Source organism: Microbacterium alkaliflavum (assembly GCF_044325405.1).
Classification (GTDB): domain Bacteria; phylum Actinomycetota; class Actinomycetes; order Actinomycetales; family Microbacteriaceae; genus Microbacterium; species Microbacterium alkaliflavum.
Window position 1 is genome coordinate 979,644 of record NZ_JBIQWL010000001.1, and the last position, 12,933, is coordinate 992,576.

Annotated in this window: 12 protein-coding genes; 4 read left to right on the forward strand and 8 right to left on the reverse strand. The window is 71.6% G+C overall.

The window, feature by feature from the left end; genetic code table 11:
* Positions 1–130: 130 nt before the first annotated feature.
* A complete protein-coding gene (locus tag ACH3VR_RS04200) occupies positions 131–1,387 on the reverse strand; it encodes a sugar ABC transporter substrate-binding protein (protein WP_396639486.1) in 1,257 nt (418 codons plus the stop codon).
* A gap of 167 nt (positions 1,388–1,554) precedes the next feature.
* Here ACH3VR_RS04200 and ACH3VR_RS04205 point away from each other — a divergent pair, with 167 nt between their 5' ends.
* Positions 1,555–2,556: a LacI family DNA-binding transcriptional regulator gene (locus ACH3VR_RS04205; protein WP_396639487.1), complete on the forward strand. Its 1,002-nt coding sequence runs from the start codon at positions 1,555–1,557 to the stop codon at positions 2,554–2,556.
* Positions 2,557–2,562: 6 nt separating this feature from the next.
* Here ACH3VR_RS04205 and ACH3VR_RS04210 read toward each other — a convergent pair whose 3' ends face one another.
* Entirely contained in the window at positions 2,563–3,318 is a 756-nt protein-coding gene (locus tag ACH3VR_RS04210) for an IclR family transcriptional regulator (protein WP_396639488.1), read from the reverse strand.
* A gap of 76 nt (positions 3,319–3,394) precedes the next feature.
* Between ACH3VR_RS04210 and hutH the strand changes: the two genes are divergently transcribed.
* The 3 genes from hutH (at position 3,395) to hutI (ending at position 8,047) form a co-directional block, all read left to right on the forward strand.
* Positions 3,395–4,990, forward strand: coding sequence for a histidine ammonia-lyase (hutH, locus tag ACH3VR_RS04215; protein ID WP_396639489.1), 1,596 nt, complete (start codon positions 3,395–3,397; stop codon positions 4,988–4,990).
* A complete protein-coding gene (gene hutU, locus ACH3VR_RS04220; protein WP_396639490.1) occupies positions 4,987–6,690 on the forward strand; it encodes a urocanate hydratase in 1,704 nt (567 codons plus the stop codon). Before hutH ends, hutU begins: the two co-directional genes overlap by 4 nt.
* A gap of 85 nt (positions 6,691–6,775) precedes the next feature.
* A complete protein-coding gene (gene hutI / locus ACH3VR_RS04225; RefSeq protein WP_396639491.1) occupies positions 6,776–8,047 on the forward strand; it encodes an imidazolonepropionase in 1,272 nt (423 codons plus the stop codon).
* 99 nt (positions 8,048–8,146) lie between these two features.
* Here hutI and ACH3VR_RS04230 read toward each other — a convergent pair whose 3' ends face one another.
* The 6 genes from ACH3VR_RS04230 to ACH3VR_RS04255 form a co-directional block, all read right to left on the reverse strand.
* On the reverse strand, positions 8,147–8,620 hold the full coding sequence (locus tag ACH3VR_RS04230) for a SixA phosphatase family protein (protein ID WP_396639492.1): 474 nt from the start codon (positions 8,618–8,620) through the stop codon (positions 8,147–8,149).
* Positions 8,617–9,507 carry an arginase family protein gene (locus tag ACH3VR_RS04235; RefSeq protein ID WP_396639493.1) on the reverse strand — a complete coding sequence of 297 codons (891 nt, stop codon included), beginning with the start codon at positions 9,505–9,507 and terminating at the stop codon, positions 8,617–8,619. The genes ACH3VR_RS04230 and ACH3VR_RS04235 overlap by 4 nt, the downstream gene beginning before the upstream one ends.
* A complete protein-coding gene (locus ACH3VR_RS04240; protein WP_396639494.1) occupies positions 9,507–9,854 on the reverse strand; it encodes a gamma-glutamylcyclotransferase family protein in 348 nt (115 codons plus the stop codon). The genes ACH3VR_RS04235 and ACH3VR_RS04240 overlap by 1 nt, the downstream gene beginning before the upstream one ends.
* A gap of 9 nt (positions 9,855–9,863) precedes the next feature.
* A complete protein-coding gene (locus ACH3VR_RS04245; RefSeq protein WP_396639495.1) occupies positions 9,864–11,138 on the reverse strand; it encodes a DUF445 domain-containing protein in 1,275 nt (424 codons plus the stop codon).
* A gap of 90 nt (positions 11,139–11,228) precedes the next feature.
* Positions 11,229–11,684, reverse strand: a complete 456-nt coding sequence (locus ACH3VR_RS04250; protein WP_396639496.1) for an iron chaperone — start codon at positions 11,682–11,684, stop codon at positions 11,229–11,231.
* Between the two features lie 82 nt (positions 11,685–11,766).
* Positions 11,767–12,933 carry an acyl-CoA dehydrogenase family protein gene (locus ACH3VR_RS04255; RefSeq protein WP_396639497.1) on the reverse strand — a complete coding sequence of 389 codons (1,167 nt, stop codon included), beginning with the start codon at positions 12,931–12,933 and terminating at the stop codon, positions 11,767–11,769.

A 12,933-nucleotide genomic window follows, 5' to 3' on the forward strand; every position in this document is an offset into this window, starting at 1 on the left:
CACCGGGACGAAGAGGAAGAGCCCGAGGATGATGATCACGGGCGCCGTGAAGATCCATCCGGCCAGCCCCTCGCCGCGCCGGATCCCGGAGGATCCGGCGCGACGCGGGGTCACCACCCCGCTGGTCATGTCAGCCGCCGACCACGGCCTCGAGGTTCGACTGCACCGAGTCGAGGATCTGCTTGGGATCGCTCGTCTTGAGGCTCTCCAGCTGCGAATTGAAGTCGGTGATGACCTCCTGCGTGCCGTCCTGCGTCGGCATGAACTTCGCGTAGTCCGCGCCCTTCAGGAACGCCGTCAGATCGGGGTTCTCGGTGCTCCACTTGTCGGCCGCCGACTGGATCGACGGCATCGGGCCGAAGGCCTTGGAGAAGGCGAGCTGCTGGTCGGTCGAGGTGAGGTACTCGACGAGGTCGAGCGCCGCCTTCTGGTTCGGACTGTCGGCCGCCATGCCCCAGCAGTTCGTGTACTGCATCGTTCCCTTGCCAGACGGGCCGGCGGGAAGCTCCGCAACGGTGTACTTGACGTCCGGGTAGTCGGCCTTCATGGCGCCGCCGATCCAGTTGCCCTCGATCACCATCGCCACGAGCTTCTTGCCGAACGCCTCGCCGCCCCAGCCGGCGCCGAGGTCCTTCGCGTAGCCGAAGTAGCCGCCGTTGAGTCCGTCCTTCACATAGTTGAGGGCGTCGACGTTCTCCTGGCTGTTCGCGACGGCCTTGCCGTCCTTGACAAGCTCACCGCCCGCCTGGGCCATGAACGCGCCGAGGCGCTGGTACTCGTTGCTGAAGCCGAGCCCGACGACGCCGTTCGCGGTGAGCTTCTTGGCCACGGCGGTCAGCTGGTCCCACGTGGTCGGGAGGTCGGCATCCGTCAGCCCCGCCGCCGTCCACAGATCGGTGTTGATGATCAGCTGGAGCGTCGAGAAGTCCTTCGGCGCACAGTAGAAGTCGCCGTCGAACGTGAAGTTGTCGACGAGGCTCGGGTAGAAGTCGTCCTTGTTCTTCAGCTCGTCACCGTAGGCCTTCAGCGATCCATTGCCCGCATAGCCGGCGATCGCCTCCGGCGCGAGGTAGAACAGGTCGGGCGGCGAGCCGGCCGCGAAGCCCTGGGCGAGCTGCTGATTGAGGTCGTTCGCGGTCTGCACGGTCGCCTTGACGCCCGAGTCCTTCGACCACGCCGCGACGGCGTCCTCGACGGCTTGCGTCTCGGCCTCGCCGCTCGAACCGATCAGCAGGGTGAGGGCGTCCTTGGAGGATGTGAGGCCGCCGCCGCTTCCGGTGTCGGCGGGCTGGTCGAAGCTCGAACCGCCGCAGCCCGAGAGCACGAACGCTCCCGTGATGAGGACCGCGCCGGCGGCGAGGGCGGCGCGGAGGGTGTGCCGTGTCATGTCTCTTCTCCTTCGATGAGTCAGGCTCGGTGACCGACGGTGCAGAATTTGAACGATCAAAGTCGGCCGCCGGAAGTCACGTTAGGACGGGCGCTTTTGGACTGTCAACCCGGTTGACGCGGTCGTAAGATAACGATTTGAACGTTCCTACTCGCCGGGAGGTGTCGATGCCGAAGTCGCCGACGGTCGACGACGTGGCACGTCTGGCGGGAGTGTCGCGGCAGACGGTGTCAAACGTCCTCAATACGCCGGACATCGTTCGGGATGCCACGCGGGAGCGTGTGCGAGCGGCGATCTCCGAGCTCGGCTACGCGCCCTCCATGGCGGCGCGACGCCTGCGCACGCAGCGCAGCGCGACCATCGGCATCCATCTCGATCCGTATGCGGGAGGCATCTCCGGGATCGTCCTCGACCGCTTCATCCATGCGCTCACCGACCGCGCGACGCCCCGCGGCCTGCGGATCCTCGTCTACGCCGCCAGCGACGCCGATGAGGAGCTCAGCCGCATCAGACAGCTGCGGGAAGGCGGCGAGATCGACCGCATCGTGTTGACCGGCACATACGCGGGCGACCCACGCGCCGATTGGCTGTGTGCGCACGACATCGCCTTCGTGGCGTTCGGACGTCCGTGGGGGGAGCCCGGCGCGGGCGCCGCGATGGGGCATCCTGCACGCCCCTGGGTCGATGTCGACGGCGCCGCCGGCACGCGCGCCGCCACCGAGCACGCGCTCGCGAGCGGCCCGAGGATCGCCTTCCTCGGCTGGCCCACGGGATCCGGCACGGGCGACGACCGCGAACGGGGGTGGCGCGAGGCGATGGGCGAGGCCGGCGCCGACCTGCGCTGGACGTCCGTCGACAACGTCTCGCGGGCGCGGAGTGTCGTCGAGGAGGCGCTTGCTGCAGCATCCGTCGATGCGATCGTCTGCGCGAGCGACACCCTCGCGCTCGGCGCCCACCTCGCCGCATCGCACGGCGGCCGCCCCGACCTCCCCGTCATCGGCTTCGACAACACCCCGGTCGCCGAAGCCCTCGCACTCTCGAGCGTCGAGCAGCGGCCCGAACGCGTCGCCGAGGCCGTCCTCGACCTGCTCGTCGCCGATCCCGCGACGTACGAGGGCGCATGGCATCGGCTCATCACGCCGGAGCTCGTCCTGCGCGGGCGCGACTAAGGGGTCTCAGCGGGCGTAGAGCCGGCGCGACAGCTCGGCGGCGGACTGAGCGACCAGGGGAGCGAGGGAGGAGGCATCCCTCTCCGACTCGGCGGGCCAGGTGACGGCGATCGCGGCTGTCGGCCAGCCGACGTGGTCGAGCACCGCGAGTCCGACGGAACGCAGGCCGAGCGTCACCTCGCCGTCTTCGGTGGCCCAGCCGGACGCGCGCACGGCGCGCAGCAGCTCACGCAGCTCGCCGGGCGACCGGGGTCCGCTGCCGGTCCGGTCGGCGAAGGCGGAGGCATCCGGGAACAGCGCCCGCACCTGCTCGCGGGGGAGCGCCGCGAGCATCGCGCGCCCCGTCGCGGTGAGGTGTGCGGGCAGGCGCACACCGACGTCGGTGACCAGGGCCGGTCGGCGCGGCGCGCGCTCCTCGACGATGTAGACGACGTCGCGGCCGCTCATGACGGCGAGGTGCGCGCTCTCGCCGACGCGGTCGACGAGCTCGGCCAGCAGCGGCCGGCCGAGCCGCGCGAGCGGCGCCTGACGGGCGAAGCCGCCCGCGAGCTCGAAGGCCGCGACGCCGAGTCCCCAGCGCCGCTCGGCGGGCACGTGCACGACGAACCCGTGGTGCTCGAGTGCCGCGAGCAGGTGATACACGCTCGACCGCGGGATGCCGAGGTGCGTCGCGATCGTGCGCGCCGCGACCGGCCCGCGCTGCCGGCCGAGGAACGTCAGGATGCGCAGCGTCTGATCCGCGGCGGGCACCTGGGGTTTCATCGGATTGTCTGGCATGACAGACACAGGATGACACGACCGCCTGTCGCGCGGCAGGTGCGCGGTGTGGAATCGAGCCATGACCACTGTCACCCCCGATCTCGACGTCATCACGGTCGGCGCGGCACCCCTGCGTCCCGAAGACGTCGTCGCCGTCGCGCGCCACGGCGCTCGGGTCTCGCTCGACGCCGGCGCCCTTGCGCGCGTCGCCGCGACCCGCGCGCTCGTCGAGGGCCTCGCCGACGACCCGGAGCCGCACTACGGCATCTCGACAGGGTTCGGCGCGCTCGCGACCACGTTCATCCCGCTCGAGCGGCGGATGCAGCTGCAGGCGTCGCTCATCCGCTCGCATGCCGCCGGCACCGGAGCCGAGGTCGAGTCGGAGGTCGTGCGGGCGCTCCAGCTGCTGCGCCTGCAGACGCTCGCGACGGGCCGCACCGGCGTGCGCCCGATCGTCGTCGAGACGTACGCCGCGATGCTCAACGCCGGCATCACGCCGATCGTGCGCGAGTACGGCTCGCTCGGATGCTCGGGCGACCTCGCCCCGCTGTCGCACGTCGCGCTCGCCTCCATGGGGGAGGGCGATGTGCGGGTCGACGGGACGCTCATGCCCGCCGCCGAGGCGCTGGCCGCGGTCTCCATCGCTCCTCTCGAGCTGCGCGAGAAGGAGGGGCTCGCGCTCATCAATGGCACCGACGGCATGCTCGGGATGCTGCTCCTCGCGCTCCACGACCTGCGCGTGCTGCTCGACACCGCCGATGTCGCCGCCGCGATGTCGATCGAGGGCCAGCTCGGCACCGATGCCGTCTTCGCCGCCGACCTCATGGCGCTGCGGCCCCAGGTCGGGCAGGGCGTGTCGGCGGCGAACCTCCGCGCGCTGCTTGCGGATTCGGCGATCATGGCGTCGCACCGCGACCCGGCCGTCTGCACGCGCGTGCAGGACGCCTACTCGCTGCGCTGCTCGCCGCAGGTGCACGGCGCCGCGCGCGACACCGTGTCGCACGCCGAGATGATTGCGGGGCGCGAGCTCGCGGCATCCATCGACAATCCCGTCGTGACCGACGACGGGCGCGTCGAGTCGAACGGCAACTTCCACGGCGCGCCGGTCGCGTACGTGCTCGACTTCCTCGCGATCGCCGTTGCCGACGTCGCGTCGATCTCGGAGCGGCGCACCGACCGCGCGCTCGACGTGGCGCGCAGCAACGGACTGCCGCCGTTCCTCGCGCACGAGGTCGGCGTCGACTCAGGCCTCATGATCGCGCAGTACGCGGCGGCCGGGATCGTCTCGGAGCTCAAGCGGCTCGCGGTGCCGGCATCCGTCGACTCGATCCCGTCGTCGGCGATGCAGGAAGACCACGTCTCGATGGGCTGGGCGGCCGCCCGCAAGCTGCGCCGCGGCATCGATGGCCTCGCCCGCGTGCTGGCGATCGAGCTGCTGACGTCGGCGCGTGCGCTCGACCTGCGCGCGCCGCTGAATCCCGCGCCTGCGACGCGCGCCGCGCGCGACCTCGTGCGGACCGTCGCCGGTGGTCCTGGCCGCGATCGCTTCGTCTCGCCGGATATCGAGGCGCTGACGGGGCTCGTGCTGTCCGGCGCCGTCGCCGGGGCGGCGCTCGGCGCCTCGGTCGCCACCACAACGTCCGAGAAGACCACAATGTCGGAGGGAACACGATGACGATGTCCGAAGAACTGCAGATCTCCGACGCTGCGGCGCCGGCGGGAGCCCGCGTTGTGCGCGCGCCGCGCGGCCCCGAGCGCACCGCGAAGAGCTGGGGCGCCGAAGCCGCCAAGCGCATGCTCATGAACAACCTCGATCCCGAGGTCGCCGAGCATCCCGAAGACCTCGTCGTCTACGGCGGCACGGGCCGCGCGGCGCGGTCGTGGGAGGCGTTCGACGCGATCGTGCGCACCCTCGACGAGCTCGAGCCCGACGAGACCCTGCTCGTGCAGTCGGGGAAGCCCGTCGGTGTCTTCCGCACGCACGAGTGGGCGCCGCGCGTGCTCATCGCGAACTCGAACCTCGTGGGCGATTGGGCGACGTGGCCCGAGTTCCGGCGTCTCGAAGGGCTCGGCCTCACGATGTACGGCCAGATGACGGCCGGCTCGTGGATCTACATCGGCACGCAGGGCATCCTGCAGGGGACGTACGAGACGTTTGCGGCGGTGGCCCGATCGCTCGGCCGCGAGTCGCTGACCGGAACTCTGACGGTGACGGGCGGATGCGGCGGAATGGGCGGCGCGCAGCCGCTCGCCGTCACCCTCAACGGTGGAGTGGTGCTCATCGTCGACGTCGACGAGTCGCGCCTCGCGCGCCGCGTCGAGCACGGCTACCTCGACCAGTACACGACCGACCTCGACGACGCGATCGCGCGCGTCATGGCGGCCAAGCTCGCGGGCGAGGCCCTGTCCGTCGGGGTGGTCGGCAACGCGGCCGAGGTCTTCCCCGATCTCCTCCTGCGTCAGCAGGCGGGCGACCTCACGATCGACATCGTGACCGATCAGACCAGCGCGCACGACCCGCTGGCCTACCTCCCGGTGGGTATCGCGTTCGAGGACTGGCGGGATGAGGCATACCGCGATCCCGAGGCCTTCACGGCGCGGGCGCGCGGCAGCATGGCCAAGCAGGTCGCCGCGATGGTCGGATTCCAGGATGCCGGAGCCGAGGTCTTCGACTACGGCAACTCGATCCGGGCCGAGGCGAAGCTCGGCGGTTTCGAGCGCGCATTCGAGTTCCCCGGGTTCGTGCCGGCGTACATCCGGCCGCAGTTCGCCGAGGGCCGCGGGCCCTTCCGGTGGGTCGCGCTGTCCGGGGATCCGGAGGACATCCGCAAGACGGACCGCGCCGTCATGGAGCTGTTCCCCGACAACGCGGGACTCGTGCGGTGGCTCGAGAAGGCCGGCGACGCCGTGCACTTCGAGGGTCTCCCGGCGCGCATCTGCTGGCTCGGGTACCAGGAGCGGCACCTCGCGGGACTGAAGTTCAACGAGATGGTCGCCTCGGGCGAGCTCGCCGGGCCGATCGTGATCGGCCGCGACCACCTCGACGCCGGGTCGGTGGCCTCGCCGTACCGCGAGACCGAGGCGATGGCCGACGGGTCCGACGCCATCGCCGACTGGCCGCTGCTCAACGCCCTCCTCAATACGGCGTCGGGCGCGTCGTGGGTGTCGATCCACCACGGCGGCGGCGTCGGCATCGGCCGCTCGATCCACGCGGGGCAGGTGACCGTCGCCGACGGCACGCCCCTCGCCGCCGAGAAGCTCGCCCGCGTGCTCGTGAACGACCCCGGCACGGGCGTCATGCGCCACGTCGACGCCGGGTACGAACGCGCCCGCGAAGTCGCTGCGGAGCGCGGCCTCACGGTGCCGATGCTGTGACCGTTCTGCGCGAGACTTCACCTCTGTCCGCGTCCGGCGGTGATTGCGCGACACGCGTGAAGTCTCGCGAGGGGGGAGGGATGCCGTGAGCACGACGCTCATCACGAACATCGGCGAGCTGACGACCAACGTCGCCGCCGGCGGCGACCGCTGCGGCACGCTGCACGACGCCGCGGTCCTGATCGAGGGCGGCCGCATCGCCTGGGTCGGCCCCGCCGCCGACGCCGAGCGCTTCCGCTCGCACGCCCCCGCCCCCGCCGACGCCGCGCCCCCAGACCGTGAGCCTCCAACCGACCGCCGAGAACGTGGGGGCCACCCACGTGCTCGGCAGTCCGGTGGAGGCTCACGGGTCGTCGACGCGGGCGGCCGGGCCGTCATCCCCGGGTTCGTCGACTCGCACACGCACATCGTGTTCGGCGGAGACCGGGCCGACGAGTTCGAGGCGCGGATGTCGGGCACGGCCTATGCCGCAGGCGGCATACGTCGCACCGTCGCCGCGACGCGGGCGGCGAGCGACGACGAGCTGCGGCGCCGGCTCGTCGGCTTCGTCGACGAGCTGCACGCGCAGGGCACCACGGCGTTCGAGGTCAAGACGGGGTACGGGCTGACGGTCGAGGACGAGGCGCGGCTCGCCCGGCTCGCCGCCGAGGTCACGCCCGAGGTGACGTTCCTCGGCGCGCACGTCGTGCCCGCCGAATACGCCGACGCGCGCGACGACTACGTCGACCTCGTGTGCGGGCACATGCTGCAGGCCGTCGCACCCCACGCGCGGTGGGTCGACGTCTTCTGCGAGCGGGGCGCCTTCACCCCCGACGAGTCGCGGGGGGTCCTCGCCGCCGGCATCGCCCACGGCCTGCTTCCGCGGGTGCACGGCAATCAGCTCGGCCCCGGCGAAGGCGTGCGGATCGCGGTCGCGCTGGGCGCGGCATCCGTCGACCACTGCACGTATCTCGACGACGCCGACGTGGCGGCGCTCGCCGGGTCGGACACGGTCGCGACGCTGCTGCCGGGTGTGGAGTTCTCGACGCGGCAGCCGTATCCCGACGCGCGCCGGCTGCTCGACGCCGGTGTCACCGTCGCCCTCGCGAGCGACTGCAACCCGGGCTCGAGCTTCACGAGCTCGATGCCGCTCATGATCGCGCTCGCCGTGCGCGAGATGCGCATGACGCCCGCCGAGGCCGTGTGGGCGGCGACGGCGGGAGGGGCCGCGGCGCTCCGGCGCGACGACATCGGCGTCGTCGCGCCGGGCAGGCGCGCCGACCTGGTGCTGCTCGACGCGCCGACGCGCGTGCACCTGGCCTATCGGCCGGGCGTTCCGCTCGTCGCGGGCGTCTGGAAGGACGGCATCCGCCTCTGATCCGCGAAGCCACATCCCCTGCGCTACCCCACATCCCGCGGACGGTCGCCGAGTGCGGGTTCGACGCGTGAGTGTGGGCTCGGCGAAACCCGCAGCGGGTCAGCGCGGGGTGTCGAGGCTCCAGGATGCCGGGTCGAGGGCGGCCGCGAGGTCCCAGTCGTCTTCGTCCCATTCGAAGGACGCGACGGCGCACGTCGGCATGTGGCCGATCTCCTCGTCGGTGAGCTGCCCCGCGAGCGTCGACATGCCGGGGTCGTGCGCCACGACGACGACGGAGCGCACGCCGCGTTCGGCGGCCGCGAGCAGCAGCAGCGATGCGGGTGCGCCGTAGAGGCGCTCCTGCAGTTCGACCGGAACGTCGAGCGTCTCGCCGAAGAACTCCGCCGTCGTGCGGGCGCGCAGCGCCGTGCTCGAGAGGATCGCGTCGGCGCGGAATCCCGTCTCGGCCAGCCGGGCCGCCATGCGCGGAGCGTCATGGAGGCCACGATCGCTCAGGGGCCGGTCGTGGTCGTCGAGCTCGGGGTGGCCCCAGTCCGACTTCGCGTGCCGCACCAGCACGAGCTTGATCGTCATGTCGTCGCCTTTCCCGCGAGGAGTTCGAGCACGCACAGCGCGGCGAGGCGCACCGTCCGGCCGTCGGGCGCATCGGCCGTCGCGTCGACCTCGACGATATCGGCACTGCGGACGAGGGGATCGGATGCCGCGGCCCGCACGAGCGCGCGCAGCTCCCAGGCCTCGAGCCCTCCGGGCACCGAGGCCGGGCATCCCGGCGCGACCGAGCGGTCGCACACGTCGACGTCGATGTCGAGATGGATCGGGCCGCCCTCCGCCCCCGCGATCGACAGCGCCTCGGCGACGACGTCGGCCGCGCCGCGACGGCGCACCTCATCGAGCGTGATCACGGTGATGCCCAGGTCGGCGGCGCGCCGGGCGTAGGCGACGGAGTTGGCGTAGTCGGCGATGCCGAGCTGCACGATGCAGCGCCCGTCCAGGCCGCCTTCCACGAGCCGGCGCACGGGCGAGCCGTTCGAGGCGCCGTCGCGCAGGTCGAAGTGCGCGTCGATCGTGATGAGCCCCGAAGCCCCCGTGCCTTGCGCGACGGCATAGGTGACCGAGTTGTCGCCGCCGAGCGCGATCACGAGGCCGGCGCGCGCAGCCAGAGCAGCCACCCGAGACCGCACCTCCGCCTCGCCATCAGGCCCGTCCGGATCGGCGACATCCCCGGCGTCGACGATCCGCAGCACCTCGGAGAGGTCGACGGGCGGCGGGCCGATGAGAGTCGGGCTGTAGCGCGCGAGCGCCTCGCGCACGGCCGCGGGCGTCGCGTGCGCGCCGGTGGGAGAGAGCGACGTCGCGAAGGCCAGGAGACCGAGGATCGCGGCATCCACTCGTCCCTCGGTGTCGTCGAACGACGGCCAGCCGCCCGCGCGCGGCCAGAGCGGATCGTGGGAGAGCGCCATCAGACGGACACGTACACCCAGGCCTCGCGGCCGCTCGCGAGCATGACCGAGACGCGCCGGTAGAGGGAGACCTCGTACTCGTCGGCGGCGTCGAGCTCATCGGCGGTGATACGCAGCACCTTGCCGACGACCTTGTCGCGCGGATTGCCCGTGGCCCGCACGACGGGATGCACGGCGAGCCCGGACAGGTCGACGATGCGGTGGTCTTCGATCTCCGCGTAGTCGACGGTGTAGCCAGGGAGCACGTCGTCTTCGCCCTCGAGCAGGCGTCCGAAGGTGTCGAGCTGCACGTCGGCGTTCTGCAGCGTGCCGTAGCTGAACAGCAGCTGATCCGCGAGCTCGGGCATGCGCCCAGGTTAGCCGAGCAGCGCGTGCGCGATTGTAAAGATCACGAGTCCGGCGAGCGCGCCGACGACGGTGCCGTTGAGCCGGATGTACTGCAGGTCGCGCCCGACCATGAGCTCGATCTTCTCCGTCGTCTCATCGGGGTCCCAGCGCTCGACGGTGTCCGTGATGATCGAGGCGATGTCGTGGCGGTAGCGGTCGACGAGGAACACCGCCGCATCGGTGATCCACATGTCGACGCGGTGCTGCAGCGCCGGCTCGGTTACGAGCCGATCACCGACCTCGGCGACGGCCGACGCGGCGCGGCGACGGAGGCCGCTCGCGGGATCCGCGAGCGAGGTGAGCAGGCCGGCCTTCGCCGCGTTCCACGCCTCGCCGGCGAGCTCGCGCACGCGCGGGCTGTCGAACACGGCGGTCTTGGCGTCTTCGAGCCTGCCGATCGTGGCGGGGTCGTGCTGCAGATTGTCGGCGAGACGCGCGAGGTATCCGTCGATGGCTTTGCGGGCGGGATGCTGCGGATCGGCCCGCACTGCGCCGACGAACTTCACGGCCTCGTTGTACACCGTGTCGTCGACGAGCCGCTGCGCGATCGATGGCACCCAGGCAGGGAGGCGCCGCGAGACGAGCCCCGTGAACGCGGCCTGATTGCCCGCGAGCCACGTCGCGATGTTGTCCACCGCCATGTCGACGGCACCGTGGTGCGCGCCCGAGTCGACGATGCGCCCGAGCCACGCCCCGAGCGGCGGGCCCCAGTCGGGCGCGATCAGATGTTCGCGCGCGAGCTGCTCGAGGACGTCCTGCACGTCGTCGTCGCTGAGCGCGCGCAGCACGCCCGAGGCCATGACGGATGCCTCGGCCGTCACCCTCTCGGCATGCGCAGGTTCGCGCAGCCATTCGCCGGCGCGTGCCGCGATCGCCGACGCTTCGAGCTTCGTGCGCACGACCTCGGCGGAGAGGAAGTTGGTCTCGACGAACTCGCCCAGAGTGCGGCCGATCTCGTCCTTGCGGTTGGGGATGATCGCGGTGTGCGGGATCGGGATGCCGAGGGGATGCCGGAACAGCGCCGTCACGGCGAACCAGTCCGCGAGGGCGCCGACCATGCCGCCTTCGGCGGCGGCGCGCACGTAGGCGAGCGCGGGCACCTGCTCCTCGAACGCGAACGACACGAGGAAGACGACCGCCATGCCCAGGAGTGCGCCGAGCGCGACGCCCTTCATGACGCGCAGACCGCGTCGCCGCTCCTGGTCTGCGGGGCTCAACAGAGCCGTCGGGGTCCGCATCGCCATGCGGTCATCCTCGCATGCGGACAGTGCCCCGGCGCGGGGCGCGCGCCGCTGCGGGGCAGACGCCCAGCGCGGGACGCGCGCCGTGCGGGCTCAGCCCGCCGCGCGCTTGACGAGCTCCGCGATCCGCTCCTCGCCGGCCTTCGTGAGCGACAGGATCGCGTAGGACGTGGGCCACATGTCGCCGTCGTCGAGCTGGGATGCCTCCTCGAAGCCGAGTGTCGCGTAGCGCGACGAGTACTTGGCGGCGGGCTTGAAGAACAGCACGACCTTGCCGTCGCGCGTGTACGCGGGGAATCCGTACCAGGTCTTCGACCCGAGCTGCGGGGCGACCGACGTGACGATGTCGTCGATGCCCTGAGCGATGGCCCGGTCGGCGTCCTCCATGTCGGCGATCGCGTCGAGCAGGTCCTCGCGGTCGATCGCCGCCTTCTCCTCGGCGGTCTTGCCCTTGCGCTCCTGCTTCTTGAGCTCGGCGGCGCGGTTGCGCATCGCGGCGCGCTCGTCGGCGGTGAATCCGGACTTCGTGGTCGTGCGTTCGGTTGTCATGTCTGCAACGCTACGGATGCCGCGGCCGGCGCGCTTCTCGAATCCTGCTCGATACCGCGATCGGGCCCGCGCGTGGGCGGGATCAGGTATCGAGCGGACCGAGCCACGCCGTCGCGACGGTCGAGTGCGCCGATTCCGGGTCGGAGGGGTGGAAGAGCCCGGCGAGCACGTCCCGGTAGAGACGGCCGAGTTCGGCGCTCGCGAAGTACGACGATCCACCCGCGACGAGCACGGCGTCGTCGACGACGGCCTTGGCCATCGTCACGGCGCGGTGCTTGACGCCGCTCATGTACGAGAACCAGCGCCCGTCGGGCGGCACGACCTCGTCGACGGCGCGGCACAGCGACGCGATCTGCGGCGGCAGCGCGTCGTAGGCGAGCGCCATGTCGGCGATGCGCCAGCGGATGTCGGGGTCCTGGCTGTAGCTCGTTCCCGTGCGCTTCGAGGTGCGCCTCTGCGCCGTCGCGACCGCGAGGTCGAGCGCGCGTCGCGCGATGCCCGTGTACACGGAGGCGAGCAGCAGTTCGAACACCGAGAAGATGCCGAACACGATCGGGTCGGGGTTGGGTCCGGGCGCAAGGCGGCGCACCACCCGGTCGGCGGGAGCCGTCGCGCCGTGCAGCTCCGTCGTGCGGCTCTGCGTGCCCCGCATGCCGAGCGTGTCCCAGTCGTCGCGCGTCACGACGGCGTCGCTGCGCGGCACGAACGCATAGACCATCTGCGGCGCGTCGTCGCTCGTCGTGTCGAGGCCGTGGAGGCCCAGCTGCGTCCACACCGGCGCGAGCGACGTGAAGATCTTCGTGCCCGTGAACGCGTACGTGCCGTCGGGGCGGGGCGCGGCATCCGTGTCGCTCCCGAACAGCACGAGGTCGTTGCCCGCCTCGCTGATGCCGAACGCGAAGACCTCGCCCGTGACGGCGCCCTCCTGCACGAAGCGCAGGCTGTCGATGCCGCGATCGGCGAGGACCTTCGCGACTCCCGCCCATACGAGGTGCATGTTGACGGCGAGGGCCGTGGCGGGCGCTGCACCCGCGAGGCGCTGCTGGAGAAGGGATGCCTCGGCGAGGCCGAGTCCCGCACCGCCCAGCTCGGTCGGCACGAGGATCGCGAGGTAGCCCGCGGCCTTCAGGTCGGCGAGGTCGTCGTCGGGGAAGGTGTTCTCGCGATCATGCACGGCGGCCCGCTCGCGGAAACGCTCGAGGAGGTCGTCGGACAGGAGGACGGTCGGGTCGAACGGCGTCTCGCTCAC

What these genes read in the sequence shown, in the direction of transcription:
- ACH3VR_RS04200 (WP_396639486.1), bottom strand. Translation starts at nt 1,387, where the DNA reads ATGACACGGCACACCCTCCGCGCCGCCCTCGCCGCCGGCGCGGTCCTC.
- ACH3VR_RS04205 (WP_396639487.1), top strand. Translation starts at nt 1,555, where the DNA reads ATGCCGAAGTCGCCGACGGTCGACGACGTGGCACGTCTGGCGGGAGTG.
- ACH3VR_RS04210 (WP_396639488.1), bottom strand. Translation starts at nt 3,318, where the DNA reads ATGAAACCCCAGGTGCCCGCCGCGGATCAGACGCTGCGCATCCTGACG.
- hutH (WP_396639489.1), top strand. Translation starts at nt 3,395, where the DNA reads ATGACCACTGTCACCCCCGATCTCGACGTCATCACGGTCGGCGCGGCA.
- hutU (WP_396639490.1), top strand. Translation starts at nt 4,987, where the DNA reads ATGACGATGTCCGAAGAACTGCAGATCTCCGACGCTGCGGCGCCGGCG.
- ACH3VR_RS04230 (WP_396639492.1), bottom strand. Translation starts at nt 8,620, where the DNA reads ATGACGATCAAGCTCGTGCTGGTGCGGCACGCGAAGTCGGACTGGGGC.
- ACH3VR_RS04235 (WP_396639493.1), bottom strand. Translation starts at nt 9,507, where the DNA reads ATGGCGCTCTCCCACGATCCGCTCTGGCCGCGCGCGGGCGGCTGGCCG.
- ACH3VR_RS04240 (WP_396639494.1), bottom strand. Translation starts at nt 9,854, where the DNA reads ATGCCCGAGCTCGCGGATCAGCTGCTGTTCAGCTACGGCACGCTGCAG.
- ACH3VR_RS04245 (WP_396639495.1), bottom strand. Translation starts at nt 11,138, where the DNA reads ATGGCGATGCGGACCCCGACGGCTCTGTTGAGCCCCGCAGACCAGGAG.
- ACH3VR_RS04250 (WP_396639496.1), bottom strand. Translation starts at nt 11,684, where the DNA reads ATGACAACCGAACGCACGACCACGAAGTCCGGATTCACCGCCGACGAG.